General features: G+C 32.8%; 26 protein-coding genes and 1 tRNA gene. 21 read left to right on the forward strand and 6 right to left on the reverse strand.

Annotated elements, in window-relative coordinates; translation table 11 throughout:
- Positions 1-4: 4 nt before the first annotated feature.
- From Q4P18_RS06765 to Q4P18_RS06775, 3 genes are all read left to right on the forward strand, one after another.
- Positions 5-1516, forward strand: coding sequence for an ATP-binding protein (locus Q4P18_RS06765; protein ID WP_303337125.1), 1512 nt, complete (start codon positions 5-7; stop codon positions 1514-1516).
- A 138-nt stretch (positions 1517-1654) separates the two neighbouring features.
- Positions 1655-2890 (forward strand): DNA repair exonuclease, encoded by a 1236-nt coding sequence (locus Q4P18_RS06770; RefSeq protein WP_303337127.1) that lies wholly within the window; start codon positions 1655-1657, stop codon positions 2888-2890.
- Entirely contained in the window at positions 2890-5646 is a 2757-nt protein-coding gene (locus Q4P18_RS06775) for an SMC family ATPase (RefSeq protein ID WP_303337129.1), read from the forward strand. Before Q4P18_RS06770 ends, Q4P18_RS06775 begins: the two co-directional genes overlap by 1 nt.
- 47 nt (positions 5647-5693) lie before the next feature.
- Here the strand turns inward: Q4P18_RS06775 and Q4P18_RS06780 are convergent, their stop codons facing one another.
- Positions 5694-6110 (reverse strand): nuclease, encoded by a 417-nt coding sequence (locus Q4P18_RS06780; RefSeq protein WP_303337131.1) that lies wholly within the window; start codon positions 6108-6110, stop codon positions 5694-5696.
- 109 nt (positions 6111-6219) lie between these two features.
- On the opposite strand from Q4P18_RS06780, the gene Q4P18_RS06785 reads away from it, so the two are divergent.
- The 3 genes from Q4P18_RS06785 to Q4P18_RS06795 all read left to right on the forward strand — a co-directional run bounded on the left by Q4P18_RS06785 (position 6220) and on the right by Q4P18_RS06795 (position 9469).
- The gene (locus tag Q4P18_RS06785; RefSeq protein ID WP_303337133.1) at positions 6220-7503 is read left to right on the forward strand and encodes a Mur ligase family protein; all 1284 of its coding nucleotides are present in this window, start codon (positions 6220-6222) and stop codon (positions 7501-7503) included.
- A 78-nt stretch (positions 7504-7581) separates the two neighbouring features.
- Positions 7582-8772: a hypothetical protein gene (locus Q4P18_RS06790; RefSeq protein WP_303337135.1), complete on the forward strand. Its 1191-nt coding sequence runs from the start codon at positions 7582-7584 to the stop codon at positions 8770-8772.
- Positions 8773-8809: 37 nt separating this feature from the next.
- Positions 8810-9469 (forward strand): NTP transferase domain-containing protein, encoded by a 660-nt coding sequence (locus Q4P18_RS06795; protein ID WP_303337137.1) that lies wholly within the window; start codon positions 8810-8812, stop codon positions 9467-9469.
- Here Q4P18_RS06795 and Q4P18_RS06800 read toward each other — a convergent pair.
- The 3 genes from Q4P18_RS06800 to Q4P18_RS06810 are packed head-to-tail and all read right to left on the reverse strand — an operon-like array spanning position 9455 to position 13793.
- Positions 9455-10135 carry a DUF169 domain-containing protein gene (locus tag Q4P18_RS06800; RefSeq protein ID WP_303337139.1) on the reverse strand — a complete coding sequence of 227 codons (681 nt, stop codon included), beginning with the start codon at positions 10133-10135 and terminating at the stop codon, positions 9455-9457. The genes Q4P18_RS06795 and Q4P18_RS06800 overlap by 15 nt on opposite strands.
- A gap of 26 nt (positions 10136-10161) precedes the next feature.
- On the reverse strand, positions 10162-11373 hold the full coding sequence (locus Q4P18_RS06805; RefSeq protein WP_303337141.1) for a PD-(D/E)XK nuclease family protein: 1212 nt from the start codon (positions 11371-11373) through the stop codon (positions 10162-10164).
- A gap of 11 nt (positions 11374-11384) precedes the next feature.
- Positions 11385-13793, reverse strand: coding sequence for a UvrD-helicase domain-containing protein (locus Q4P18_RS06810; RefSeq protein ID WP_303337143.1), 2409 nt, complete (start codon positions 13791-13793; stop codon positions 11385-11387).
- 256 nt (positions 13794-14049) lie between these two features.
- Between Q4P18_RS06810 and Q4P18_RS06815 the strand changes: the two genes are divergently transcribed.
- From Q4P18_RS06815 to Q4P18_RS06860, 10 genes are all read left to right on the forward strand, one after another.
- On the forward strand, positions 14050-14415 hold the full coding sequence (locus Q4P18_RS06815) for a hypothetical protein (protein ID WP_303337145.1): 366 nt from the start codon (positions 14050-14052) through the stop codon (positions 14413-14415).
- Between the two features lie 73 nt (positions 14416-14488).
- Complete coding sequence (locus Q4P18_RS06820) at positions 14489-17146, forward strand: DEAD/DEAH box helicase (RefSeq protein ID WP_303337147.1); 2658 nt, start codon at positions 14489-14491, stop codon at positions 17144-17146.
- Positions 17147-17225: 79 nt separating this feature from the next.
- Positions 17226-17603 (forward strand): hydrogenase maturation nickel metallochaperone HypA, encoded by a 378-nt coding sequence (gene hypA / locus Q4P18_RS06825; RefSeq protein ID WP_303337150.1) that lies wholly within the window; start codon positions 17226-17228, stop codon positions 17601-17603.
- Positions 17604-17614: 11 nt separating this feature from the next.
- A complete protein-coding gene (gene hypB / locus Q4P18_RS06830; RefSeq protein ID WP_303337151.1) occupies positions 17615-18271 on the forward strand; it encodes a hydrogenase nickel incorporation protein HypB in 657 nt (218 codons plus the stop codon).
- Positions 18272-19312, forward strand: coding sequence for a DUF354 domain-containing protein (locus Q4P18_RS06835; RefSeq protein WP_303337153.1), 1041 nt, complete (start codon positions 18272-18274; stop codon positions 19310-19312).
- Positions 19313-19370: 58 nt separating this feature from the next.
- Positions 19371-19443 (forward strand) — tRNA-Ala (locus Q4P18_RS06840).
- Between the two features lie 38 nt (positions 19444-19481).
- A complete protein-coding gene (locus Q4P18_RS06845; RefSeq protein ID WP_303337155.1) occupies positions 19482-20567 on the forward strand; it encodes a hypothetical protein in 1086 nt (361 codons plus the stop codon).
- A 14-nt stretch (positions 20568-20581) separates the two neighbouring features.
- Positions 20582-21037, forward strand: coding sequence for a DUF1890 domain-containing protein (locus Q4P18_RS06850; RefSeq protein WP_303337157.1), 456 nt, complete (start codon positions 20582-20584; stop codon positions 21035-21037).
- The gene (locus tag Q4P18_RS06855; RefSeq protein ID WP_303337159.1) at positions 21037-21336 is read left to right on the forward strand and encodes a DUF1894 domain-containing protein; all 300 of its coding nucleotides are present in this window, start codon (positions 21037-21039) and stop codon (positions 21334-21336) included. Before Q4P18_RS06850 ends, Q4P18_RS06855 begins: the two co-directional genes overlap by 1 nt.
- Positions 21337-21341: 5 nt before the next feature.
- Positions 21342-22286 carry a methionine synthase gene (locus tag Q4P18_RS06860; protein WP_303337161.1) on the forward strand — a complete coding sequence of 315 codons (945 nt, stop codon included), beginning with the start codon at positions 21342-21344 and terminating at the stop codon, positions 22284-22286.
- A 7-nt stretch (positions 22287-22293) separates the two neighbouring features.
- Here the strand turns inward: Q4P18_RS06860 and cobM are convergent, their stop codons facing one another.
- Complete coding sequence (gene cobM, locus Q4P18_RS06865; RefSeq protein ID WP_303337163.1) at positions 22294-23046, reverse strand: precorrin-4 C(11)-methyltransferase; 753 nt, start codon at positions 23044-23046, stop codon at positions 22294-22296.
- Between the two features lie 203 nt (positions 23047-23249).
- On the opposite strand from cobM, the gene Q4P18_RS06870 reads away from it, so the two are divergent.
- From Q4P18_RS06870 to Q4P18_RS06890, 5 genes are all read left to right on the forward strand, one after another.
- Positions 23250-23600, forward strand: a complete 351-nt coding sequence (locus Q4P18_RS06870; RefSeq protein ID WP_303337165.1) for a hypothetical protein — start codon at positions 23250-23252, stop codon at positions 23598-23600.
- The gene (locus tag Q4P18_RS06875) at positions 23600-24100 is read left to right on the forward strand and encodes a class III signal peptide-containing protein (RefSeq protein ID WP_303337167.1); all 501 of its coding nucleotides are present in this window, start codon (positions 23600-23602) and stop codon (positions 24098-24100) included. The genes Q4P18_RS06870 and Q4P18_RS06875 overlap by 1 nt, the downstream gene beginning before the upstream one ends.
- A 61-nt stretch (positions 24101-24161) precedes the next feature.
- Complete coding sequence (cofH, locus tag Q4P18_RS06880; protein WP_303337169.1) at positions 24162-25304, forward strand: 5-amino-6-(D-ribitylamino)uracil--L-tyrosine 4-hydroxyphenyl transferase CofH; 1143 nt, start codon at positions 24162-24164, stop codon at positions 25302-25304.
- Positions 25305-25321: 17 nt separating this feature from the next.
- Positions 25322-25999, forward strand: coding sequence for a diacylglycerol/polyprenol kinase family protein (locus Q4P18_RS06885; protein WP_303337171.1), 678 nt, complete (start codon positions 25322-25324; stop codon positions 25997-25999).
- The gene (locus Q4P18_RS06890; RefSeq protein WP_303337173.1) at positions 25996-26568 is read left to right on the forward strand and encodes a thymidylate kinase; all 573 of its coding nucleotides are present in this window, start codon (positions 25996-25998) and stop codon (positions 26566-26568) included. The genes Q4P18_RS06885 and Q4P18_RS06890 overlap by 4 nt, the downstream gene beginning before the upstream one ends.
- Here the strand turns inward: Q4P18_RS06890 and Q4P18_RS06895 are convergent.
- On the reverse strand, positions 26563-26820 hold the full coding sequence (locus Q4P18_RS06895) for a hypothetical protein (protein WP_303337175.1): 258 nt from the start codon (positions 26818-26820) through the stop codon (positions 26563-26565). The two genes, Q4P18_RS06890 and Q4P18_RS06895, sit on opposite strands and share 6 nt — an antisense overlap.
- Positions 26821-26831 lie beyond the last annotated feature (11 nt).

Below are 26831 nucleotides of genomic sequence, written 5' to 3' on the forward strand. Positions count from 1 at the left end.
TTTTATGATAATCGGAAGATGTATTGGAGAAACCTCTCCAACTGAAGTTAATTTTATATCTGATGAAATGCCTCAGGTTGGAGAGTATGTATGTTTAAATTATGATGATAAACAGGTTTTGGGAATGATAGAAACAATGGTTCGTGGAAATGTCTCTTTAAATGAAGATATATACAATCCCGCGACCGTTAAAATGATTACTGAAATTGAAGGAACAGAATCTTACATTAAGGGAAAAGTAAGAATCCTTGGTGATGTTAACGATCATTTAAAGCTTCCAAGAACTCCCGCACCTCCAGGAACTCCTGTAGAGCTTGCCAATAAAGAAATATTGAAGGACGTATTTAAGGTCAAAAATCCTTTAAAACTGGGTTCTTTAATAAATCAAAAGGACATTGATGTTGAAGTAAATGCAAATTCTATTCTAACACGACATTTGGCCATTCTGGCAATGACTGGTGCTGGAAAATCCAATACCGTCTCTGTCCTCATCGATGGGATGCTTGATTATGATGTTCCTGTTTTTGTTTTTGACATGCATGGGGAATACAAGGATGCTGAATTTAAGAATGGGGAAGTAAACGTAATCAAACCTTCTATCAATCCAAGATACATGTCATTTAATGAGATAAAAAAACTAGCCAATATTTCCAAAAATGCATTTAAACAAGAAAGATACTTCAGACGCGCATTTAAAAAGGCAAATAAGCTGGTAGAAGAGGGAGCAGCAAGCACCAATAATTTTTTAATGATAATAAAGGGTGTTTTAATAGAAATGGGCAATGACGAAGAGTTAAGCGCTGGTGAAAAAAATGATATATTGGGCGTGTTGAATAAGGTTGATGACTTAATAGAAAAATATGCTAATTTATTTGATACAAACAGGGGAAACATTCTTGGAAATATTCAAATAGGTAAAGCCAATGTATTGGATTTAAGTCAAACGGATGAATATGCCGCTGAAGTTCTTGTAAGTCATATTTTAAGAAACTCATTGCAAAGACGTAAAAATTACTTTAACAAGAGTTCAAACGAAACTCTGGAATTCCCAGTATTCTTTATTCTTGAAGAGGCTCATATTTTAGCACCTAAAAGAAGAGAATCCGATTCTAAATTCTGGATTCAAAGGGTTGCACGTGAAGGACGTAAGTTTGGTCTTGGTTTGTGTTTGGTAAGCCAATCCCCAAAAACAGTGGATCAGGATGCATTGTCTCAGATGAACAACATGATTATTCTGAGATTGGTTGAGCCTGATGATCAAAGGCATGTTCAATCAGCCAGTGAAAGTCTGTCTGAAGATTTGGTCAAGCAATTGCCTTCTTTAAATGTAGGGGAGGCTGTTTTGTTAGGTTTGATGACAAAAGTTCCTACTTTAGTTAAAATTGATGAATTTAAAGGAAGGATGTATGGAGGGGACATTGACGTTATTGGGGAGATAGCAAAATATAAAAAAGACAGTAAAGAGGAATTAAAACAGCAAGAAGAGGATTTGATGAATTTGGGCTATGATTATTAGCTGCCGGATTGTTTGTTTTTCTCATGAAATATGGGTTTGCAAACAATTAAATAATTCACAAGACAAATATTAAAATACAAAATTTAAATTAATTTTAAAAGTGTTTATTGATTATATAAAAATTTAAGGGTAATTATAATGAAATTTGCACATTTAGCAGATTCTCATTTGGGTTATAGACAATACGGGCTTGAGGCACGTGAAAAAGACCTAATTGAAGAATTTGATAAAATTATAGAAAAGATAATTGATGAAGATGTTGATTTTGTGATTCATTCTGGTGATTTGTTTCAAACTGCAAAACCATCACCAAATGCACTTTTGCCTTTTCAGAAAGGTTTGTTAAGGTTAAAAGGTGCAGGAATTCCAATGTATGCCATTGCTGGAAACCATGACTCTCTTTTATCTAGTGGAGCTATTCCGCCACAAGTTTTATTTAAGAAATTCGGCCTTAAACTCATAAGTACCATCAATACCAATTATGTCCATAATGGGGTATTTATTGGTGGAATACCGTTTATGCCAAGCTCTCATAAAAAAAGCTTGAAAAATTCCTTAGCTAACTTGTCTTCCAAAGCTGAGGATTATGATAAAGCGATTTTAGTTCTTCATCAAGGAATTGATAAGTATCTTCCATTTGCACATGAATTGGAAATCGGAGATTTGCCGGATAACTTTGATTATTATGCATTAGGCCATATTCATAAATTCATTGAAGATGATTTTGGAAAAGGAAAATTGGTATATCCTGGTTCCATGGACATTTTAAGTAAAAGCGAATATGACGATTATGTTAAAAATGGTAAGGGATTCGTTGTTGTTGATTTGGACGGTCCTAAACCAACAGTTAAAAGAGTTCCTGTCAACCCATCAAGAGAATTCATTAGGCGCAATATCGATTTTAACAATTTGGAAAATGATTTGAAATCCATAAAACTTAGTGTTGAGGGTCTTGATAAAAAACCAATGATCTTTTTAAATGTTTACAATGTTGATAGAAGCATTAAAGATATTCATGAACTAATCTCAGCAGAGCTTGGTCCTGTCTCATTAAATGTTAGAACAGTTTTCAAGTTTATTGACGAAGAAGATGTTGTAGATTTCACTTCTTCAGGTAAAATAGGTCCTAAGGAACTTTTAGAAGATAAGCTAAAAGAATTCGGCAACGAAAGCATTGTTAAATTAGGTGTTGATTTGTACAATAAACTTTCAATAAATCATAATGAAGAGGCAGTTAATATAGCTAGAAGCTATTTTGAAAACAACTTTGATTCCATGGTTATTGATAATGACACTGATGAAAAGAAATCTATTGAAGCAGACGATAAAAATCAGGACGATGATTTTAAAATAACTTTTAAAGAGGCTATCTGATGATTTTCAATAAATTAACATTAAAAAATTTCAAATCCTATGAAGATGCTAAAATTACATTCAATAAGGGAATTACTATCATTGTAGGTGAAAACGGGGCTGGAAAATCAACAATTTTAGAGGGAATCAGTTTCGCTTTATTCAAACAGCATGGGGCGAGAAAAATAGATGATCTCGTAAGAAACAACAGTAACGGAAACATGATTGTTGAATTGGAATTCACTTCCAATGGTAAAGAGTATAAAATAGTTAGGGATAAAACCAAGTCAAAGTTATCTTCCACTTTGCTTAGAAAGGCAATTGACAATGGGGATTACATAACAATGTGTGCTGGGGATAAGGAAGTTTCTGCACAGTTGGCTTTAATTTTAGCCATTGATACAGATTTATTCCTAAATGCAATATATGTAAGGCAAGGTGAAATTGCAGAACTGGTTGAAAAGACTCCTGCTGAGAAGAAATTATTGATCGGTAAGCTTTTAGGTTTGGATTCACTAGAAACTGCATGGAATAACATTCGTCCAATCATTGCACAATATGACAATAGGAAGGCTGAACTTAAAGGAAAACTGTCTGTTTCAAATAATCTTGAAGAAGAACACAATAAAAAAGTAGGTCTTCTAAACTCGTTAAAAGAAAATGGCTTGGCCTTGGAAGAAAAAATTAAAGAAATCAAGAATATTCAAGAGAAAAACCACAATGATAAAATTAACATGGAACGTGAAAAGGAAATCTATGATAATTTTGTCAATAATCTAAAATCAGAACAGGATGCCCTAACAATTCTTGAAAAAGACAAGAGGGTAATTCAAGAGAGATTAGATGAAATTGCATCTTCTGAAGAAAAATTGACCAGATTGGAAAAATACGTCAAAAAACTTCCTCTTTATCTTGATTTCGAAAAATCTGTCAACAGCATTCAACAATTGAAAAGAGAAGAGATTGAAATATCTGAAAAGATTGACTCTATCAAAACCCAACAGAAAATTGTTGAAGATGAAAAGGAAGGTTATGCTAATTATAACTCTGCCAATGAAAGCCTCAAAAAGCTCAATGACAAAAAGTCACTAATTGAAAAAGAACTTATTGGCATTGATAAAATAGAAAACGAGAAAATAGAATTATTGGAAAACATTGAAAAGAGTCGTGATGAACTGGAATCATTTTTCTCAAAATCTAAGGAACAACTTCAGAACTTGGGAGTGGATCAAGATACTTTAGCGGATGTTGACAATTTCTTGGAATTGGATGGGGTTGTTGAAAATTTCATGGATTACATTTCCACAAAGATAACTTCCATCAATGAAGACATCATTGACAAGAATGAGGAGATAGCTAAACTTAAAGAAGCTATTAGCTCATCTGAAAAACCATTGACAGAATTGGGTGATGTTGACAATGTCTGTCCTGTTTGTCAATCTCCAATCGATCGTCGTAAGAAAATGGAGCTTGTTGACTATTACCAATATAACATTGAGCAAAGCAATAGGTTAATTGAAGAGGATAAAGAGACTATTCGTCTTTTAAAATCCAACAAAGAGAATTTTGAGGAAAAAGAAAAGAAAGTTAAAAAGGTATCAAAAGATCTTATTGAGTATAATTATAAGTTTAATGACCTTGAAAAGGATCTAAGAAAACTTAAAGATCTTGATGAAAGTCTCGAAACAAGGGAATATACCAACAATAAGCTGGCTAAGATTGTTTTGAAAATTTCTCAGACAGAAAAAGAGATTGAAGAGTTCAAACAATCTTATGAGGAATACACAAAGGCTAAAGGTGCACTTGAAGTTTTAAGTAGTGAAACTGAAGCCCAATATAAATTAAATCAAATAGCTAATGAAATAGATCATCATGTTAACAATATCCAATCAGCTGTTGAAAAGGATGGTCATCTATCCACTAACATTACAACAAAAGAGCTTGAGGAACGTATTGAGGATTTAAAACAAAAGGATGCCGAATATAATCAGCTTAAAGGTTTCATCCAAAATAAGAAATCCCTTGAAGATCAACTAATCTCTAAAAAAGAAGATATGGATTGGAAATATAACAAAATTGCCAATATCAGAGACAATATTGAAAGTTCCAATTATGATAAAGAGAAATATGATAAGTTACTTTATTCATATGAGCTATTTGAAAAAAGGGAAAAGGAATATAGTTCTGAGTTAAACACTATTAAAGGTCAGTCTAAAGAACTCATTGCTCAGGTTAATGATTTAAAAGATAAGATTCTCCTTAACAATTCCATCAGGAAAGAATATGAAGCTACTGATGAGTATTTAATCATTTTAAATAAAATTAGGGACCTTTATAGTAAGAATGGTATTCAAAAAGAATTGAGGGGTTATTCAAGACCTTTAATTCAAAAATATACAAAAGAGTTCTTCAACAAATTTAACTTCAACTACTCTGATTTGATTTTAGATGACGAATATAATGTTACAATCTACGGTCCTGAAGGCGAATCTTCCCTGGAAATGGTGAGTGGTGGTGAGAAAATAGCTATTGCCCTTGCTTTAAGACTTGGAATTACTCAAGCCTTATCTGAAGGTAATTTAGAAACAATTCTTTTAGATGAACCTACTGTTCATTTGGATGCTTCCAGAAAACAGGAGCTTATCAATCTTTTAAAAGAAATTACCTTATTGCCTCAAATGATTATTGTAACACATGAGGATCATCTTAAAAACGCAGCAGATAACTTAATAAATGTTGAGAAGAGAAATGGAATCTCTGAAGTTGAGATTAAATAAACTCTTCTTTCTTTACTTTTTTTTTTAAAAAAATAGATGTTTAATGTTTATAATTCACATTCTTCGTTTTCATTAAGGTTTATTGCACTTTTTATAGAGTCAATTATGCAATTTGCATTCCATCCAACAATTGTTTTTGCCTTTTCTTCTAGCTTTTCAGGAACTTCTTCTAATCCGTATGGTCTTACTAGGACTATTGGGATATCGTATTTTTCGCTGGCTTCCAACAGATCATTAAATGTATCTTCATTATAATTATATAAACCTGCAAGGAGAATTATTGCATCAATGTTTTCAAAAAATTCAGGACTTGCTGATGCATATGATCCTGATATGGATTCTTTCCATAGGAATTCTGGTTTTGAATATATTTTTTCTACAAATTGCCTGTATTCGTGTTCTTTATCGAATCCATTACTTATTATTAAATTATAAATTTTATCATCATAATCTTCTTCGAACATTTTTTCACCTATTTTATTTATTTAATATTGTTTCTTTTGTTTAATAAATATTTATTAACTTTTAAAAAGATATTATACTATTGAAATTATTTATTAAAGGTACTATTATATGAAGGCAACAGTTATTGGTTTGGGCGTAGAGGGAAAAAAGGCCACTAATTCTCTTTTAAAACATGGTTGGAAGGTTTATGCTACTGATTTGAATCCGAATATTGATTTGGAAGGATTGGATGTGTCAGTAGTGAATCTGGATGTTCCTAATATGGGGAATGGTATGACAGTCATTTCTAAAAATATTCAAATTGATCTGGGATATACTGATGAAAGTTCCATTGAGAATGCAGATGCGGTAGCTTTTAGTCCTAGTATGTGGGGAAGCAGTTTTGCTAATAGGATTGTTGAAAGTGGAAAACTTCTTTCAGACGTTTTGACCAAGCATAAGGATATTTTTACTATTGGAATAACAGGTACCAATGGTAAGACCACTACTGTACATATGATTAAGGAAATTCTTGAAAGCGCTGGTTTAGAGGTCCTTGTAGGTGGAAACGGTGGTGGTGGCTTTGACGGATATTATGATTTAATTTTAGAAGCTGAAGAGTCCAGTCCGGATGTTTTATTAATTGAAGTTTGTGACATGACTCTTGATTTCTGCAATTATTGTTTTGACTTTGATTTGATAGGTCTCACTAACATGGGCATGGATCATATGGATGTTCATGGAACTGTTGCAAACTATAAAAACGCTCTTGTAAGGTTTTTCAAGGGAAATGATGTTGTCATAAACCATAATCAGGATTTTAAAAGTAATTTTAAGGAAGCTGCAGATAATTTATTCTATTATTTTGAATCTCAAGCAAATCTGCAAATCTTTGGTGAATTTAATAGGTTTAATGCAGGTCTTGCAACTGCAATAGCCAGTGAGCTTAAGATTCCTAAAGAAACCATTTTCAAGGCATTGGCCGATTTCAAGGCTGTTGAAGGTCGTTTGGATGTATATCCTCTAAACGATTCAAAGATTTATATAGGTAAAACTGATAATATTGATGCTTTAAAGTCTGTTTTAAATGAGGATGAATTCCACGCCATATTTATGGGAACTCCTAGATTCAATGAGTCAGATAGGCTAGATATGCTTGATGAAGTCGTCAAATACAATCCTGAAGTAATTGTTATTTTCCCAGGTTTGGATGATACTGTTGACATGGCTGTTCAAAAAGTAAACTATTTGGGTTATGATGGTCGATTGGAAGTTGTCAACAATCTTGATGAATTAATTGCTCTTGTAGCTGAGTTTTCTCATGAAAACGCCATGTTTATTGGAGGAAATGGTCAGGAAACAATTATTGAAATTCAGGATAGAATAAAAACTTTGTCTAAAAATTGTAGTTAGCGAGACAATATATAAATAATAAGATTTTTATATAAATATATATTATTAATTTATCATTATTATTAAGGTGTTTATTTTATGAGTAATTGGAGAGACACATCAGTAAAAATTATTCTTGTACTTTTTTGTGTTTCCATTCTCCTTTTTGCATTTTCATTTGTTAATCACCCTACATTTTCTGGTAAAACTTTAGCTGAAGCATATGGTTTTCCAATAGGGCAATCAGTATATGAGGGGGATTCAATTCTTGGTGCTGATGGAGAAGTAATGGAAGTTCCGCTTATTAGCAATTTTAATTTTTTAATTCATCAGATTACTAGTTTAGATTTGTCTGGTATGATGATTTCATTAACAACTGGTGCCGTACCCTTTGATATGACTTCGGTGTCAAGTGGAAATATTGATGGATATGGTAGGGCAACCGGTTTTGATGGTCCTGGATACTTAACTTATGATGGAGATAACTTAGCTATTCACAAACCTGATACATATATTTGGGGTTACAGCGTACCATCCAAAACTCTTGTGAAAAATGACGATGGTGTGGATGTGGTTGTTAACCATACTGTTATTGAACATGTTCCTGTTGAAAAAATCAAAGATCAGAATTGGACCAGTGACTTTTTCAATATAACAACAATTCAGAACTGGTATAATGACGAAGCTAAAAATGGTTCTACCTTCGTAATTGAAAAGGGTATTTCTAACTTCTCTGATGGAAGGGCAGATGTGTTGGCTGATCAGGTATATGACATATTTGGTAAAAACGTTTCAGATTATGTAGCTGCTTATCCTGTCGGAACTCCTATTGTATTGTATATGGGTAATACTACTGATAAGTCAGGTGAAGTCTATAGTACTACCTTAGGGTCACATCCAGAATATGGTGATACCGTTAGGGAGTATAATGCTCGTCAATTTGTAGATGCATGGAATAATACTATTATTCCTCCACATTCTTCAGGTAATGGTAAGGCATATATTGATTTCGGTTCTGCTTCAGATTCAAACGCTCCGGGTGGAAGTGCATCTCACGGGGTTTGCCCTCCTGCTAGAGCTTTAAGAGGGGCTGTGCTTGCAGAAGGATTTAGCTTGCCTGTTGGTATGGTAAATGATGAAGATGCAGTATTGTTTGGATATAATCCTGCAGAAGATATTAAAGTAACTAACACCTATGATGTACCGATAAAAATAATAATGTGGACTGAAGGTGAAGGTCCAAGTATGTATATTTATGCTAAAATTGTAAAATTGGAACCTGCTAAGTAATCCAATTTTCTTCTTTTTTTTTATATTTTTGATTTTCATGTCAATTTCAACTATTATTACTGCAGCTGGAAAGAATTCCAGAATGCGTAAAGACCAACTGGAAAACAATCTTGAAGTTAAAAATAAACTTGTTCTTCCATTAAATAATTCTACAGTAATTGAGAATACAATCGATAATGTATTATCCTTAGATATTGGGGAATGTATTGTTGTACTTGGTCATTATAAAGATGAAATAATTGAAGCTATTTCTAAAAATTATGATGATAATGTAAAATTTGTAGTTAATGATCCTGTTGATGTAGGTTTATCAGTATCTCTTTTGAATGGTCTCCAAAATACCAATTCAAAATATGCATTATGCGTTACAGGAGACCAACCGACAGTATCAACAGAAACATTAAACAACATAATCGATACTCTTTTAAATGCCGACAATCCGGACAATACGGTTTCAGTTTTAAGAAGAAGAAAAACAGGATTGTTAGATACCGCCGAAGGATTGGGAATGCCCTTTGCAATGAATAGAAATAATTTAATAGAATATATAAAAAATGAAAATGATAATTTAAATCCAATCCTTAGAAGAATCTTTAAGGACGGATATGAATTTTGGGGTATAAAAGAAAAAAATGAATTGGAATTATTGAATATAAATCATTATAAAGATTACAAACATCTTCTAGATATTCATTAAACTTTCAACGACTTGTTCAATTTTCTCTTTTGCAATTCCAATAGCCAATTCATTATCTTTAACTTTTGCCGCTTTTCTGGAACCGTCACATCCCATGGTGATATTGACTCCCTTAGTTATGATAGGATTTGCTACTGCATCACCACATAATGATTGGATTCCAGCAAAATTAGGTCTAACTTTATCCCCATCATTGTAAACCAGTGCTTGAGCTATTTTCATTGCACTAATAGGTTCGGAAATAATTACAATAACGTCAGGCTCATATGTTGCTTCATCAAGAGGAGCATAAATAATTCCTTTATGTTCAACAGGAACGACGGATAATTCATCTACAGTGTCTTTAGCAATTTCAAGACTTTCAAATCTGCCAAGATTGTAGTAAGTCTCTCCACTGGCTACTTTTGGAGGCATTGGTCCAAGTCCAAGAGCTCCAGCTCCACCTTTACATTGTTGCTGTTCAAGAGTACTGTAGAATTTTTCACCGAATGATGCTTTTTTAACCATTTGGCAATGTCTAATAGTTTCATCAATTAAATCTATACCTTCAGGAATTTCGTCTGGGCTGTCAAAGAATTTAACAGCTACAGGTTTTGAAGTTACCTTTGCATGCTTTTCAAAAATTTCACAATTGTCCTTGTTTGTTTTTAAAATTTCATCTATCATACTACCACTTACTTTTAATTATTAGATTAAGGTATTTTAAAATTTTTCTTTTTATTCTTTTCGTTTCCGCAGAAGGTTTTAAAATCGCAAGCGTTGCATGTTCTCTCTTCAGCCTCCGCCTTCCAGGCCTGCTTGATATTGCAGCCATCTCTTTCATCAATAATTGACTTTTCTATATCATAAACAACAGCATCAAATTTTTCAAGTGCATTGTCAATTTCATCTTCATTTATGGTTATGATCCTAAAGGACCTTTTTTCTTTTAATTCATCGGAAAGCTGAGGATAGTCTTTTGTTTTATCCCAGTTCATAATTTTATCAAAATCTTCTTCACCAATTTCAATGTCTGTTTGGTCATTTTCGATTTCTATTTGCATGGACTGTAAATCCTCGTATGATGGGACAAGTTCGTTCAAATAGAATATTATTCCTGCAACAATAGGTTTCGCATCCTCCTGCTTTGATCTAAGCCAGGAATATGTTAGGATTTGCTGTTTGTGATGTTCCCAAGTTTTATCGGAAGTTGATGGTCTTTTCATTCCCTTATAATCGATGATTATTTCATATTCATTTCCATCAATCTCAGAGATGTTCTTTTGAAAATCGGTGTCCTTTTTTAGAAATTCAATTATCTTATTTGTATAATTATCCAGAATGGACTGATTGTTTCCAATCGTTTCATCAATTTTTATTGAACTTAAAACGTCAATCACTCCATTTATCCCATAATAGTTTGACCTGCTTTTCTTTTCATCATAATTGGGCATATTTCTTAATCCCTTTATCAATAATTCAGCAGAGTCGATTAATGGAAACAAATGAGGCCCCCATGTGTTAATGGCTTCGTGGGCACGAGCACTAGCTAATTTTTTATGGTCATGTGCATTTATATCATCGGAAGTTATTTTGCTATCAGGTGAGTTTGTTGTAAAGAAATGATTTTTCGGAGGATACAACCCTCTTACTTGAAGTCTTAAATCAATCATGTCTTCAATAGGTCTCACATCTTCTTTCCAATCCCATGGGAATTGTTTTTTTGTATTTTCCCATTCTAAAAATGCTTCCTCCATAACTCCATGAATAAATTCTCCAAACCATAATTGCACCGGCATTGAAGGCGGAAGAGTTCCCCTATTTTGATATCGGTATTGGAGATTGCATGTCAAAAAAGACAAAAGGTCTCCTGTTAAGCTGTATTCAGGTATTATGTAAGCGTCACTTCTTGCAGATAATTTCATTTTATCCCTCTTCATATCATATAAATTTCATCAAAACCTTTAAAATTCTCGTCTCTATCCCATCCTAAAGCAACATTGGGGATTTTTACTTTCTTGTTTTTAATGTTATATCCATCTATTCCCTGATTTAGGCCAACTAGAATAAGAACGTTTTCAGCTCGTGAAAATGCAACAAAATATAGTCTTGTCAAATCATCAAATGCACGGTCCTTTTCTTCCCTTTCGTTTTTTCCAAGAGCACTATGGTTGCGTATTGCATCTTCTAGGGATTCTTTTTCAGGAGGCTTTTTCGGAAATCTGAATCTTTGAGTTCTAACATCGTTTTTATTAAATCTGGAACCTACATCAACAATAACCAATGGAAATTCCAAACCTTTTGACTGGTGGATTGACATTATGTTTATCCTATCATTCGGAAGAGTTTCAAGAAGCGATTCGTCAATTTCAACACCTCCTGTGGCTATGGGAATAAAAATGTTGTAAATGGCCTCTTTTATGCTTTCTTCATTATTCTCTTCACTATCGAAATAAACGTGTCCTGAGAACTTGTTGAAGAATCCTGTTTGTGTAATTGTCTGTGTAATTGCTTCTAAATAGACGATACCTTCAACATCTTCTTGCAAAGGTTCAATCCATGTAATGAGCTTATATGCAAGTTCCATCAAGCTAGCTGTTTCGGGCCATTTTTCATGACCTTTCGGTTGTCTTAATTGCCATGCGGTTACAAATTCTTTTAGCGTAAATGGTTCATGGGGCTCCGGATTTGTCTTTATGAAGTCTCTTGCTAATCTGCGCCATTTATTCATATTTCTTTTAGCTAAATTGGAAATTCCCTTGTCGTTTTTTTCTATTTTCTGTTCTGGATCAATACATTCCAACATCAAGCCACAGAATATTGCAACTTCTTCGATATCCTGCAGATCCTGGCCTCTTGGGTTGTATACATAAATCGGCTTTTTCAATCTTTCAAGGTTTTTTCTCAAATAGAACGGGAATAGATTTTTTCCCAAATTTGTTTCTTTTGGTGAAAAAGTTAAAACGGCTATGTCTGAAGCGGAACCATATTCCTCATCTAATTTAAGGGTTATCTTTTTAACGTCTCCTGCAGGTTCACTAATGCCATGTTTGATAATCTTTTTTACTTTTAAATCAACTTCTCCTTTATTTACCAGTTTTCCTATCATTAAAGCCAAGTCATGTGTTAGCATTTCCACATTGTTCCTAAACATTCCAAGAACAGGTATGCTCTCTGTTTTCAAATTAGGCGCGATTATCTTGGGTTTTTCTTCCACCCTTGCATGCTGGTATTTATGGTCGATTTCAACGAATCTGTTACAGTGGTTGATTATGTTTTTACTGGACCTGTAATTTGTTCTCAAATTGATTTCTTTCACTTCTATTCCTAATTTTTCAAAGGCACGTTTCTTAAAATTAGTGAAAAGGTCTACTGTAGCTCCTCTAAAACGATACAATGATTGATCGTCATCTCCAACTACAGTTATGTTTCCCCCATTCTTTAAGGCGGATTTGGCTATTGTGAAATAGATTTCTTCCTGGATCAGGTTTGTATCCTGATATTCGTCAACAAGAATTATTTTTATATCATCTAAAAACACATCCAATTTGTTGTTTTTCAGATATTTGAGAAATTTTGCTTCAAGCATTGGAAAATCTATAATGTTTCTCCTTTTGATATCCTCTTCATAATCTTTGATTGCATTTAATGCTTCTATAGCTCCAGGATTGTTGTTTACAGTTTCTAGAAGTTTGCCTTTATCAATTTGGTCATAGTACATTCTGTTTTTCATCTCCAGTAGGATGTCTCCCATCTTTTCAGGATGCTCTTCTAGTCTACCGTAATTGCTAAATGCTTTTAAAAATTCTTGCAAATCCTTATTTTGATGTCTATTGGTATTCAAAAGTCCGGAATTTACCATTGCTGCCTTTGCAATAAAATTTTCAATCACTACTGGCTGGTTGGTTCCAGGTTCCTTATGGACTCTTAAAACTTCTTCAGCTATTCCGTCAATTGTACCTATATTTATCTGGTTAAAATCAATTTTTTCAATCTTAAGTAAATTCTCTTCAACGGCGTTGAAATCACTAAAATCGATGTTGATGTTTTCCATTAGATATTTTTTAATCTGGTCTCCCCAGCTTAGGATACGTGAATAAAGCTCATCAGCAGCTTTACGGGTGAATGTGGTGGCCATTATTTCAGTGGGATTTATATCGTCTACAAAAATGTATTTCAATATCTTCAGCACTATTACGGTTGTTTTTCCTGATCCCGGTCCTGCCACTATAAATAGTGATTCGTTTGGATTAGCAGAAATTGCTTCATTTTGCTCTTCATTTGTGGATATGTCTCTTTTGAGTATATCTACAACAATTTCTTCAAATTCTTCATAACTAATCATATTAATTCCAATTTTTCTTTCAATTGTTTATTTTTATTGAGTTAATAATATTTATAAGTAGTTTAAAGGTCCTTTTTTATAACATTATTATAAAATATTTTTCATATCGTTTCTATATAATTTATATATGAGTTTTAATATATTTTAAATAAAGAATAATTGCTATATTTAAGAATTTTAAATTGATATTTTATTAAAATAATAAGTTTAAATCTTTTATTTTAAATATAATTCTTGTATAATTGAAGAGGTTGTTATGAATAATAATGATATTCGAAATCTATTGGAAAATAAACTAAACAATGAAGGTTTTCCAGTTAAAATCGAAAAGCCTGTTGGGGTTCACTTCAAAGTTCGTTTTGGCAAGCCTCTTTCCAAAAGTATTTTTTACAACAGGGAATGGATTAATACGGATATCTTAATAAAAGAAGAGGGATTATTAATAAAAAAATTCTTAATCAAATTCAATGACATCAGAACCATAGATCTAATCAAACCTCAGCTATTTTCATCAGGATACATTGAATTAACAGATTATTATGATAATTATTTTAAAATTAAGGCCAGCAGTCAATTTTTAATTATTTTATTCGAAATTTTAAAAGAAAAATTGAACAATTAATGTAATATTTATTAATATTAACAGCTATAACTATTATAGTTAGTTGAATGTAAAACTTTTTTTATAGATTATTATGGCTAAAAAATTAAAAGCGATTGATACATTTAAAAATGATATTAATTATAGGGATAAGATTGCACATGTGGAAACAATCCCTGCCAAAGAAGCTAAATTTAAAAAAATAGATGGTTTAAATGATGTTCTAATAAAATATCTAGAATCTAATGGAATCAAATTATATTGTCATCAGGCTGACGCATATGAACATTCGAAAAATGGGGAAAACATCATCATAACAACTCCAACGGCTTCTGGAAAAACCTTGGCTTTTAATTTACCCATAATGGATACCTTAATAGAAAATGATGAGGCTACAGCATTATATATTTATCCTGCAAAGGCATTGGCTAACGATCAATTAAATGTTTTGAAAGGCCTTGAAAAAGATTTGGAATTAAATTTGAATCCCAATACCTATGATGGGGACACTCCAAAGTCAAAAAGGGCCAGCATAAGATCAAGCTCAAGATGTGTTTTAACAAATCCATATCAACTCCACTTGATATTGGCCTGGCATCATCAATGGAAAAAATTCTATAAGAACCTAAAATACATAGTCATTGATGAATCACATTTTTATAAAGGAGTTTTTGGTTCAAATGTCGCTTATTTAATTAAAAGGCTTAAAAGGATAGCAAACCATTATGGGGCCAAACCTCAATTCATTTTGTCTTCAGCCACTTTAGCCAATCCATTAGAATTGGCTAATAAATTGACTGGGGAGGAATTTGTTTTGGTTGACAACGACACTTCCCCTAGCGGAGAGAAAGATTTCATTTTATACAATCCATTTAAAAATTATAGGCGCAGGGCAAAAAATGCAACCGAAGCACCTTCCGTTCACTTGGAAACCGAGAGAATATTCTTATATTTGATGCTGAAACAGATTCAGACTTTATGTTTTACTGTTTCTCGTAAAACCGCAGAACTGATTGCACGCTGGTCTAAGCATGACATGAATCAGATAAAACCAAAATGGACAGAAAGAATTGCAGCATATCGGGCGGGATATCTGGCTGAAGAAAGAAGAGACATTGAGAATAAGTTAAAATCAGGAGAGTATTTGGGAGTAACCTGTACAAATGCATTGGAAATGGGTATTGATATAGGGTCACTTGATGCAGTTGTCATTTCAGGGTTTCCGGGGACCATGATTTCAACATGGCAGCAAAGTGGAAGGGCTGGAAGAAGCAATCAAAAATCATTGGCAATTCTCGTTGCTTTTGAAAATCAATTGGATCAATATTTCATGAACAATCCTAAGTTCTTTTTTGACAAGCCACATGAAAATGCAATCATAGATTTAAACAATAATATTTTAAGGGATGCGCATTTGGCTTGTGCGGCATATGAACTTCCAATTACCATTGAAGAGGGCAAAAAATATTTTGGAGTAGATAAGGAAATATTGGATAAATTTTCACGTGATAGGATACTTAGGAGAACTCCTCAAAATCAATATATCTATAATCACAACGACAATCCTGCTTTCAATCATTCTCTTGACCAGTTATCCAATGAAACTTTTATGATAATGAACAGGGGAAAGGTTTTGGAGACAATGGACCGCTCACAGATGTATCGTGAAGCTCATGAGGGAGCTATTTTAATTAATAAGGGTGAAACTTATAGGGTTGAAAACATTAACTTCTCCAAAAAGATTGTAAATGTCGTAAAGGAGGATGTTGACTATCACACAATGGTCTTGCATGATACTGCAATCAATATAGATAAAAAAATATCTAAAACAAGGTATGGCAATTTAACTATTAATTTTGGGGAATTGACAGTAACTGAAGATTATTATAAGTATAAACTCATGCAATATTCCAAAGTATTGGGAGTTAATATGCTTGATTTAAAGCCCCTTAAATTCAAAACTAAAGGTTTGTGGTTTACAGTACCTGAGGACGTCAAAAACGCCATCGAAAAGGAATTCCCTGAAGATGAATCTTATCCTGGCGGTCTTCATGGGGCAGAACATGCTTTGATAGGTCTGTTTCCATTGCATGTGATGTGTGACAGGTTTGACATTGGAGGACTTTCAACAGACTACCATCCAGACACTCAAGAGGCAAGCGTTTTCATTTACGATGCCTATGAAGGGGGTATGGGAATTACAGAAAAAGCTGCTGACGTCTTTGTGGATCTATTGAAATCAACAAGGGATTTGCTTGAGAATTGTGATTGTAAAGAGGGATGCCCTTCTTGCATTTACTCTCCAAAATGCGGCAACGATAACAAGCCACTCAATAAAAATACCACAAAATACATAATTGATTATCTCTTGAGTCAGGTAGAGGATGAGGAAGGAGTAAAAGAGATTATTGTAGAAGAAAAACCAAACAAAAAAGAAATCATTCATAAACCGAAGATCAAAAAGGTTGAGAAACCTAAAAAACCTCAAAAGGAACCAACCGTAAATGAGGAAGACATTTTATATGAGGAAGCATATGATTTGTACGTTCAGGAAGATTATTTTTTAGCCAAAGACATCCTAAACGATATCATTGCTAAAAACTCAAGATATGCAGACGCCTATGCATTGCTTGGCAGGATTTTATATAGGCAAGGCGACAAATCTGGAGCTGTAATGTTCACCAAAAAAGCCCTTTCAATTGATTCGGCTAATGAAATGGCCTCAGAGCTTTTGTTCGAATTAGAATATTAAATTGATTTTTCCAAAGATTTATTAATATTTAAATAACATATATAATATATTAAAGTTTATTTTATAAGGAGTAATAAGAATGCATGAACTGTCAATGGCTCAAGGAATAATAAATGCTGTTCTTGAAACAGCTGAAAATAATAATGCTACGGAAGTTACTGAAATTTATATTGAAGTGGGCAGATTAGCCATGTTAAATCCGGAGCAATTAAGATTTTTATTAGATGTGCTTGTAGAAAATACAATTGCTGAAAATGCAAAAATTGACATAAGTGAAATTCCTGTTACAATTAACTGTCCTGAATGCGGATATGAAGGAGTGGCTAATTTGGATGACAGCGATCATTATGCTCCTATTATAGAATGTCCAAATTGTGAAAACTTAAGAATTTCTATTTTAAATGGAAAAGATTGTGTAGTAAAGAATATTGTAATTGAAAAACCTGATGAAGAATAGAGGTGATTTTAGTGCATAAAGTAGCAGATATTGAAGTTCAAAAAAACATTATGGATGCTAATAGAAAATTAGCAGATAGAAATAAAAAGAATTTTGAAGATAATGGTATTTTCTGTGTTGATTTCGTAGGAGCTATTGGTTCTGGAAAAACATCATTGATTGAAGATATTATTGAAAATACAGATTATAATATTGGAGTAATCGCTGGTGACGTAATAAGTGAGTTTGATGCAGGAAGAATTGAAAAGCACGATGTTCCTGTTGTAGGATTAAATACGGGTAAGGAATGTCATTTGGATGCACATTTAGTGGGTCATGGTGTTGCAGACTTACCTTTGGATGATATTGATTTATTAATTATCGAAAATGTTGGAAACTTGATTTGTCCTGTTGATTTTGAACTTGGTTCTCACATGAGGATTGTTGTTGTAAGTGTTACCGAAGGTGATGACACTGTAGAGAAACATCCTTTAATATTCAAGGGTTCCGATTTAATTGTAATCAATAAAGTGGATTTGGCTGATGCAGTTGGCGCTGATGCAGATAAGATGGTTGCAGATGCTAAAAGATTAAATCCAGATATTGAAGTTATCAAAAGTAGTTTAAAAGAAGGAATTGGACTTCAAGAAATTATCGATGCGATAGCTAAAAGAAAAGAAGAAATTTAGGTGATTTCATTGAAGATATGGATAGACATTTCAAATGCCCCTCATGTTAGATTTTTTAAAGATATAATTAAATATCTTGAAAATGAAGGTGAAGATGTTATTATTACAGCTAGGGACTTTGGTGATATCCATAAATTAATGAATATGTATGATATTGATTTCATATCTGTTGGAAAACATGGAGTAAGCCTTTATGACAAGTTAAAGGAAAGCACTGATCGTATTGTTGGGCTTTTGGATGTCATTAAAGACGAAAAAATTGATGTGGCGGTTAGCAAGCATTCCATCGAACTTCCAAGAATCTCCTTTGGTCTTGGTATTCCTAGTTTATATGTTTTAGATAATGAACATGCTCTGGCTGCAAACAAGCTTACTCTTCCATTATGTGATCGAATCATCACTCCAAATATAATTGACATGTGGAAGTTAATGAAATTTGGAGCTGATCCTAATTCAATTATTTCTTATAATGGGACTTCTGAATTGATGCATTTCAAATCTTTCGAATATAATGACAATATCTTTACAGATTTGAATCTTAATTTGAAATATCCCAAAACTATTTTAATGAGACCGGAGCCGTCTCTTGCTTCTTATTTAAATACAGATTGTCATAAATCTGTTTTATCTCCTATTGTCGATGTTTTAAAAGATTATGCTAATATTTTAATTCTTCCCAGATTTAGGGCTCAGGCTGAAATTTTTGAAAACATCGATAACGTGACAATTCTAAAACCTCCAGTTGACACATCTAGCCTAATTAAGAAATGTGATTTGGTTATTGGTGCTGGGGGAACAATGAATCGTGAATCAGCTATTTTGCAAACTCCAGTTATCTCATGTTATCCGGGTGAGACATTATCAGTTGATCAGTATTATATTAATCAGGGTTTGATGTTCAGGTCCAATAACATTGATGAAATAACTCAAAAGGCATTGGATTTCATCACTGCTGACAATAGTGAAATCCAACTAAAAACAGATGATTTATTTAATCTGATAATTGAAAATATTTATGATTTGGGCAATTACAATAAATAGTTATTTATATTAAAATAACTTAAAATAATTATAGTATTGTATTATATATTTCTCGTTAGGGCTGGTAGCTCAGATGGTAGATCGTCGCCTTGGCATGGCGGAGGCCCCGGGTTCAAATCCCGGTCAGTCCATTTAATTTTTTTATAAAAATAAAACTCGTGATTAAATTATGATATTAATTGCTCAAAATCATTTACAATTAATTGTTGAAGTATTTTTGATGTTATTGGTTTCATTTATATTTATTATTAATTTAGCACCAATTTCATTAAGTATAGTGACATTCTTATCACTTTTTATTTCTGGTGGTTTAGTTCTTCTTTTTGGAGTAGATATTGTACTTCTTGTGGTTTCAGGTGGGCAAAGTGAATTTACACACCCTTATGGACCGTTTGCAGTTCTTGGAATTATCGCTGCTTTAGCATCGTTAAAGGTAATGGAAGAATCGGGAGTTAATGTACATAGTCTTAAGAGATTTGTATATCTTTTAATCCTTTTAATTACAATATTTGGTGGATTGATGCACAGGTCTTTCTTATTATTATGGATTGTTGGTTTATTCATAGGAAATTTAATAATTTCCAAATCTTTCAGACAAAAATCAGTGTTTACTATCAAAAGGATGTTTATATTCTTAGGTGCCGCACTTTTAGGTTTCCTGGGATTGGAAGGAATTGCTAGAGCCACTGGAATGACAATTTTCAGTCCGATGTTACGTCTTCAAAGAATTGAGCAATATTCATTATCAAGTATTAAGATGGTGTTGAACAACACTCAGTTAATAGGTCATAGTGGAGCGGTTTCCTTTTGGGGAACTGAAGGTACTGCATTTGCTGAAGGGTACATTTCATTACCTATGCAATTAATTTTGGCATTTGGTTTACCATTCCCATTGTTCTTCGGTGTACTTGTAAATCAAAAGGATATTGTTGATTACATGCTTCCGGGAATTATGGGGTATACATTTGACTTTGGATATTTAGGTTTAATTGCTTTAATGATATTTGTTTTAGGAACAATTATTGTTGGATTTAAAGTATTGACTATTTATAGGCAAAAAAGAGAAAGCAAAAACAAAAAATATTTAGGTAAGGAAGTATTATTAATTGGTGCGTTAACTGCATTTATCAGCCAGTCCTTAATTGGTTTATTTATCTTTAACAGAACAATTAATGGTATGGCATTGCTTTCGTATATGGTGATATCAGCATTTATTCTGTCAAATGCAATTACTTTAAAGAGAAGAAATAGTTAAAATTGGTGATAGTTATGAAAAAAGCTTTAATATTATTGGGATGTCCTGAAGTTCCTTCACAAACTCCAATGGCGGTTTATGCTGCTTATAAATTATCAAAATTAGATTATGATGTAACAATTGCTGCAAATCCTGCAGCAACCAAACTTGTAACAGTGTCTGATCCTGAAAACTATTATGTTCACAATTTGGTTGATTTGGATGAATGTTTAAATGAAATCGGTCCTGGGGATTTTGATTTGCTTGTTGGTTTTGTCCATAAGGATGCTGCGGCTTCATTTTTCGTGACATTTTACCATCTTCTTCAAACTAAATCAATAGCTTTGGTATTTGAAAAAGACCCTGAACTTCTTAAGGAATATAAGGATATAGTTGAGGAAAATACTGATGCAGACATAGTTGCTGTTAGAGCATTCCATAATCCTACACCTTTAAGAGTAAGATTCGATAAAGCATTGGAGGGGTTATAATGGCTTTTTGTTTAGAGACTTATCTTCAACAATCTGATGACTATGAAATTCTTGCAAGTCAGGCAGGTTTTAAAGACTGTGCAATGATTATCCGTTTCAAATCTGATGAAATCATCAACGTTAAACCTGGAGATGAAGTTTTAGGTGTTAGAATAATTGGAATACCTCCAATACCAATTGGAATTAAAAATGATGAAAAAAGAGTATTAATTCCATACACTAAACCTTGTCATGGTACTGCTGTCGTAGAGTTGCCGATTGATGATGAGGAACTTGAAAAAATTAAAAAATTGGCTTGATTTCTATGTATTCCACAGTAGTTGGCAGTTTTCCTGCTGATGTAGAGGAACCTGCTTCTTTTAAGGACAAACTTCTAAATGTTTTTAATTTATATGATCCTTACAAGTCAGCTATTAGAAAAGCCGTTTTCAAACAATTGGAAGCTGGCATTGATGTAATTTCTGATGGTCAGGTAAGGGGAGATATGGTAAGTTCTTTTACAAAATACATTCCTGGAATGTCTTTGGAAGGAACTAATACTGTTATCAATGGCAAAATACAAAAACCAACTCAGGAAATAACCGTTAAAGATTTGAAGTATGCCAAATCTTTAATTAATGAGTTTTTTGATGGCGATGTTCCTGAAAAAAAGGGGATTAAGGGTATTATAACCGGTCCGTCAACTATTGTTTTTTCTTCCAGAATTGCTTCTTTTTATAAAAATAAGAATGATGCTATTCTTGATTTGGCAAATAGTCTCAAATATGAAGTGATGGCTATTGAAAAAAATGTCAATCCAAAATATATTCAAATAGATGAACCGTTCTTGTCTACTGGAATGGTTGACTTTAAAACTGCAAGGGAAGCCATTAGCATAATTTCCGAAAGTGTTGATGTTCCGATTTCTATGCATGTTTGTGGAAATCTGGATTCTGTTTTTAAGGAATTGACTAAGTTCAAAATTGATATTCTTGACTGTGAATTTGCAGGAAATGATGTTAATATTGATGTTTTAAGAGAAAATGTCGGTTTAATTAAAAATAAGAAAATAGGTTTTGGTTGCATAGATACTTCAGTAAATAAAGTTGATTCATATGCTGATGTTCAAAACCTTGTTCGTGAAGGCATAGATATTCTTGGAACTAATCATATTATTTTAGATCCTGATTGTGGTCTTAGAAGAGCTTCTCCTGATGTTGCCTTTGAAAAATTACAATTGATTTCAAGAGCCGAAGAAGAATTTTCATAACTTTTTTTTATCTATATTCATGTTTAAATTTAGCATCATATAACTTAGATGGTGTAAAATCGCCAGGGTTTAATACATCTCCAACAATTATCATTGCAGTCTTTGTTATATTAGCTTCTTTTACTTTTTCTGCAATATCCTTGAGGGTTCCTTTAATTATTTCCTGGTCATTCCAGGTTGCCTTTTTAACAACAGCTATTGGAGTATCTTCCGTATAGCCCTCAAGCAATTCCTCCACGACTTTGTCTATCATTCCAATACCTAAAAATATGCACATTGTTGCTTCATGTTTAGAAAGACTTGCTATGCTTTCTTTTCTAGGTTTTGGTGTTCTTCCTTCAGGTCTAGTAATTATAACGGTTTGTGAAATTTCAGGCAATGTTAATTCGGCTTCAAGGACAGATGCTGTTCCAAATAAGGAACTAACTCCTGGAATTATTTCATATTCTATATCATTTTTTTGAAGCTCACGAATCTGTTCACCAATAGCTCCATAAATTGACGGATCACCAGTATGCACTCTTGCAACAAGTTTATCTTCAGCTATTCCTTCTTTGATTATCTCAATGATTTCATCTAAATTAAGAACTGCACTATTGTAGACAACAGCATCCTCTTTTCTAACGTTCAAAACTTCTTTATTGACAAGTGAACCTGCATAAATTATAATGTCGGCTTTTTCAATCGCATTTCTTCCTTTTACTGTGATGAGGTCAGGGTCTCCTGGACCAGCACCAATAAAAATTACTTTACCTTTCATATTATCTTATTTGATATTTTTATTATATATTACTTTTGAGCAAGAGCTTTTTAATATCTTTAAATAAATTTCACATGATTATTTGAACAAATTATTTTAAACAACGCTTCAATTATCTAAATATGGATAATAAAGGGTTTATTTCAATTCAATATCTATTTTCTATATTTTTGATAATTTTAATTGCTACATTTATTTTATTCATGGCAACCAATAATGCAAATTCTCAGCAGAATATTGCAATGCATTCCTATTCGCGGTTGGTTTTAGATGATGTTTGCGATAACATAAATCAGGTCAATTCAAACGGTGAAGGTTATAGCAAAGAATTTACTCTTCCCGACAAAATTTCCGGAAGCCCATACAAGCTGAAGGTTTCTAAAGATGATGTAATATTTCATGGAGGTGGCAGAACGGCAAAAAATCAGATAATGCCAATAAATCTGGTTAAGAATAATTTAAAAGTAGATTCTGTGGAATTGCATGGTGGAAATACTTACATTATTAAAAAGCATGAAAACAATGGGATATCTATTGATGGAGTGTGGATCTAATGGATAATAAAGGACAGTTGAGTATGGAATTCATATTTCTTGTAGGAGTTTTAATCGTGATTCTTGTTTCAAGCAGCATTTTTATTTTAAATGAAAACGAACTGATGGTTGCAATGGCCGCTGCAAGAAACGGTGTCAATGAGGGGATAGCTGTTGGTGACGTTGCCGTTTTTCCCGATGATGTGTATGGCGATTATGAAATTTCTAAAGATGATTTGCTAATTCCAAATTCGGTAAATCTAATTAAAATCAAGTATAATTATATGGGTTTTGATTCTAGATACAATAAGGAAAAAATACAGTTTAATGTAACGGTAAGCTCAGATACGATAACTGATAAGAAAGAACAGGATTCGGTTGGTGATAGGATTAATTATAATTTAAGAAAATCTGTTGCATTATCTTTTAGCACAGAAAATTTGACTAATGGCCTTTTTAACCCAGTATTTTCAAAACATTATATTTATACAACTTCTAAAGTAAAATGGGTAAAAAATTAGGAGTATAATGTAACTTTAATATTAGAAATCTTTATATTTAATCATCCTCATATAATTATATATGTTTGATAAATTACCTGTTTCTTCTGAAACAGAAAAAATATTAACCAAGGCTTTAGATGAGCCTATTTCTGTTGAAGAGGGAAATTATTTGATGAATATTAAAGGATCAGATTTATATCCTTTACTCGCAACTGCTGATTATTTAAGAAGCAAAATCGTTGGAAATAAAGTCACATTCATTAATAATTGTAATATCAACTTTACTAATATTTGTACTGTAAGATGCGGATTCTGTGCCTTTGGAGTAGATGCAGACAATCCGGAAGCATATATTATGGATGATGAGTCTATATTGGGAAAAGCGGCCCCTGCTGTTGAAAATGGTGCTCATGAATTCTGTCTGATGGGAGGAGTTCTTCCTGATGCAGACATAGAATATTATGAACATCTTCTAATGCTTTTAAAGGGGGAATTTCCAAATACATTAATTCATGGTTTTTCACCGACAATGATAAACGATGCTGCTAAAGTATCTGGAATAGATATAGCAGAAGCTTGTGAAAGACTTAAAGTTGCAGGACTCGATACTCTGCCTGGAACAGCTGCTGAAATTCTTACAGACAGGTCTAGGAAGATTATTTGTCCTGAAAAGGTATCTACACAGGAGTGGATTGATATTGTAAGAACCGCTCATGAAGTTGGAATCCCTGGTTCTGCAACCATCATGTATGGGCATGTAGAAACATTAGAAGAACGTGTAGAACATATTGATATCATTAGAAACCTCCAGGAAGAGACTAAAGGTTTTACAGAATTTATCCCAATGACTTTCATGCATGAATATTCCCCTATATTCTTAGAAGGTCAGAAAAATTTAGGAGCTTCAGGAACTGAGGATTTAAAACTCTATGCAGTTTCTAGATTGATGCTCCAAGATTTAGTTCCTAATATTCAAGTTTCTTGGGTAAAAATGGGATTCAGATTCGCTCAAGTAGCACTTACAGCTGGAGCTAATGATTTGGGTGGAACTCTTGGTGGAGACGAATTATCTGCTGCTTCTGGAGCACCTGATGGTGTTGAGGCTTCCATATCCACATTAAGTGATATGGTTAAAAACTTGGGAAGACACCCTATTGAAAGAAATTCAAAATACACTGAATTTTATCCTATTACGTCATCTGGGGAGATGGCATCTAAATAAATTTAATTAATGATAACATGGATTTTTACGATATTATACCATTAATAATAGTTTACGTTTATGTTGCAATCGTTTTCGTATCTTCGGAAAAGTTTTTGAAACATAAACCTGAACTATCTCGTAAATTCCTACATATTATGGTAGGAAATTGTATTTTTATAATGCCTTTCTTTAAAGACCCTATGGTTATGGTTTACTTCTTAACATTGCCATTGACTGTCTTCGCGTTCTTGTTAACCAAATATTCCCCAATTCAAATTCAAAACACTGCTACTGAAGCAGGTCATGATTTGGGATTGGTATATTATGCTGGAATTTGGACTATTTTAATATTCTTATTGCCTAATCACTTATGGATTGTTGCATTGGCTATTGCTTCTATGGTATACGGTGACGGTTTTGCTTCAGTGGTTGGTCAACAATACGGTAAACATAAATATAATATATCAGGAGACCCTAAATCAGTTGAAGGTTCAATAACTATGTTTATTGTTATTATTTTAGCTTCAATTGTTGTATTTGCATTCTATAATGCTATCGGTTATCCAAGCACTCCTGCTTTAAACATTCCGATTATTATTTTAATGAGTTTAATAGCTACTGTTGCTGAAGCTTCAACTCCTAAAGGATTGGATAACGTTTCAGTTTGTATTGTAACTGCTATTTTATATTATGTTATTATGGTGGTATTTTGAAATTTATTGTAATTGACGGTCTTGATGGATCTGGAAAGGACACACAGGTTAATCTGTTGGAGGATATGTATAGAAGCCAAGGAAAGAATGTTGTGATTCGTTCTCATCCATCCCCTGACAATTACTTTGGATTAAAATCAAAAGAGGCTTTATTAAAAACCGGAAAATTAAATCATTTGAAGGCTACCCTATTTTTTGCTGGGGATGCAATCAGATCAGTAATAAAATATTATTATGGTAGTGATGACATTGATGTTCTTATTTTTTCAAGATATATCATGTCTGTCGTTTATCTTCCGAATGTAATTAATATAATTGTTTATAAGATAGTTTCAATCGTTTTGCCCACTTCAAACTACATGTTCTTTTTGGATGTTTCCCCTGAGGAATCTTTAAGAAGAATAGCTATACGTTCTGAAGATACCGAAATGTTTGAAAATTACGATTCTCTTGAAAAAGCAAGGGAAAAATCAAAAAAAGTTGCCGACGATTGGCATGTTATCCCTGGAGACGGGGATGCGATGGATATTGGTAATAAAATAAAAAGTATTTGTTTAGAAGATTCATAAAACTTCTTTTATGCCGTCTTCTGTTATTATTAATATTGAGTTTATATTCTTTAAATGAACTGAAGCTATTGGATGATTCTGCACATGTTCATTCATAAGCATTAATTCTTCTTCTGTTATTATAACCCAATTTACATCATAAACAACAATGCTGTTTACAATTAAGCCTAAGTATTTTGGGATATATATGTTTTCATTATTTTTTTCGAAGTATTCACTTTCTTCTAATATTTCTTTTAGTATTTGATTCATGGTATCATCTT

Origin of the sequence: Methanobrevibacter sp., assembly GCF_030539665.1 — an archaeon.
Lineage (GTDB): Archaea > Methanobacteriota > Methanobacteria > Methanobacteriales > Methanobacteriaceae > Methanocatella.

Bases quoted from the DNA above. Each gene is read 5' to 3' on its own strand.
- Q4P18_RS06875 (WP_303337167.1), top strand. From the start codon at position 23,600: ATGGATAATAAAGGACAGTTGAGTATGGAATTCATATTTCTTGTAGGA.
- Q4P18_RS06860 (WP_303337161.1), top strand. From the start codon at position 21,342: ATGTATTCCACAGTAGTTGGCAGTTTTCCTGCTGATGTAGAGGAACCT.
- cofH (WP_303337169.1), top strand. From the start codon at position 24,162: ATGTTTGATAAATTACCTGTTTCTTCTGAAACAGAAAAAATATTAACC.
- Q4P18_RS06780 (WP_303337131.1), bottom strand. From the start codon at position 6,110: ATGTTCGAAGAAGATTATGATGATAAAATTTATAATTTAATAATAAGT.
- Q4P18_RS06790 (WP_303337135.1), top strand. From the start codon at position 7,582: ATGAGTAATTGGAGAGACACATCAGTAAAAATTATTCTTGTACTTTTT.
- Q4P18_RS06775 (WP_303337129.1), top strand. From the start codon at position 2,890: ATGATTTTCAATAAATTAACATTAAAAAATTTCAAATCCTATGAAGAT.
- Q4P18_RS06795 (WP_303337137.1), top strand. From the start codon at position 8,810: ATGTCAATTTCAACTATTATTACTGCAGCTGGAAAGAATTCCAGAATG.
- Q4P18_RS06805 (WP_303337141.1), bottom strand. From the start codon at position 11,373: ATGAAATTATCTGCAAGAAGTGACGCTTACATAATACCTGAATACAGC.
- Q4P18_RS06815 (WP_303337145.1), top strand. From the start codon at position 14,050: ATGAATAATAATGATATTCGAAATCTATTGGAAAATAAACTAAACAAT.
- cobM (WP_303337163.1), bottom strand. From the start codon at position 23,046: ATGAAAGGTAAAGTAATTTTTATTGGTGCTGGTCCAGGAGACCCTGAC.
- Q4P18_RS06895 (WP_303337175.1), bottom strand. From the start codon at position 26,820: ATGAATCAAATACTAAAAGAAATATTAGAAGAAAGTGAATACTTCGAA.
- Q4P18_RS06770 (WP_303337127.1), top strand. From the start codon at position 1,655: ATGAAATTTGCACATTTAGCAGATTCTCATTTGGGTTATAGACAATAC.
- Q4P18_RS06765 (WP_303337125.1), top strand. From the start codon at position 5: ATGATAATCGGAAGATGTATTGGAGAAACCTCTCCAACTGAAGTTAAT.
- Q4P18_RS06845 (WP_303337155.1), top strand. From the start codon at position 19,482: ATGATATTAATTGCTCAAAATCATTTACAATTAATTGTTGAAGTATTT.
- Q4P18_RS06885 (WP_303337171.1), top strand. From the start codon at position 25,322: ATGGATTTTTACGATATTATACCATTAATAATAGTTTACGTTTATGTT.
- Q4P18_RS06870 (WP_303337165.1), top strand. From the start codon at position 23,250: ATGGCAACCAATAATGCAAATTCTCAGCAGAATATTGCAATGCATTCC.
- Q4P18_RS06810 (WP_303337143.1), bottom strand. From the start codon at position 13,793: ATGATTAGTTATGAAGAATTTGAAGAAATTGTTGTAGATATACTCAAA.
- Q4P18_RS06850 (WP_303337157.1), top strand. From the start codon at position 20,582: ATGAAAAAAGCTTTAATATTATTGGGATGTCCTGAAGTTCCTTCACAA.
- hypA (WP_303337150.1), top strand. From the start codon at position 17,226: ATGCATGAACTGTCAATGGCTCAAGGAATAATAAATGCTGTTCTTGAA.
- Q4P18_RS06855 (WP_303337159.1), top strand. From the start codon at position 21,037: ATGGCTTTTTGTTTAGAGACTTATCTTCAACAATCTGATGACTATGAA.
- Q4P18_RS06785 (WP_303337133.1), top strand. From the start codon at position 6,220: ATGAAGGCAACAGTTATTGGTTTGGGCGTAGAGGGAAAAAAGGCCACT.
- Q4P18_RS06800 (WP_303337139.1), bottom strand. From the start codon at position 10,135: ATGATAGATGAAATTTTAAAAACAAACAAGGACAATTGTGAAATTTTT.
- Q4P18_RS06820 (WP_303337147.1), top strand. From the start codon at position 14,489: ATGGCTAAAAAATTAAAAGCGATTGATACATTTAAAAATGATATTAAT.